Source organism: Alkalihalophilus lindianensis (assembly GCF_032843265.1).
Taxonomy (GTDB): Bacteria; Bacillota; Bacilli; order Bacillales; family Bacillaceae_D; genus Alkalihalophilus; species Alkalihalophilus lindianensis.
This window is the reverse complement of the sequence record NZ_JAWJBA010000443.1, coordinates 1-265: the sequence shown is the minus strand read 5'-3', so window position 1 is coordinate 265 and position 265 is coordinate 1. Positions and strand designations below refer to the sequence as shown.

Annotated in this window: 1 protein-coding gene; it reads right to left on the bottom strand. The window is 36.6% G+C overall.

The features are described 5' to 3' along the window. The coding region (locus tag RYX56_RS22960) for a hypothetical protein (protein ID WP_317124202.1) at positions 1–265 on the bottom strand (265 nt) is incomplete at both ends.

Genomic DNA, 265 nt, shown 5'->3' with positions numbered 1-265 from the left:
TAGGCATTCTTTAAAATTTGATTGCTTTCATCTTCAAATTTTTTTTCTTTTTTGAGGACAGCTTGATCTAAGTCCTTTAGTTCGGAAGTTAACTTATGAAAGGAATCCATCAATCCTGCCTTTTCCTGGTCTGATAATTCATTTAATCGGTCAAAAACTGATGAAAGCCTTCCTTCCTCCGCTTTCCTTGTCTGCTCAATATGTTCTGCGGCAATCTTTTTTAAGGAATGAAAAATAGACGGCAGCAAATACTCGTCCTTTGCTG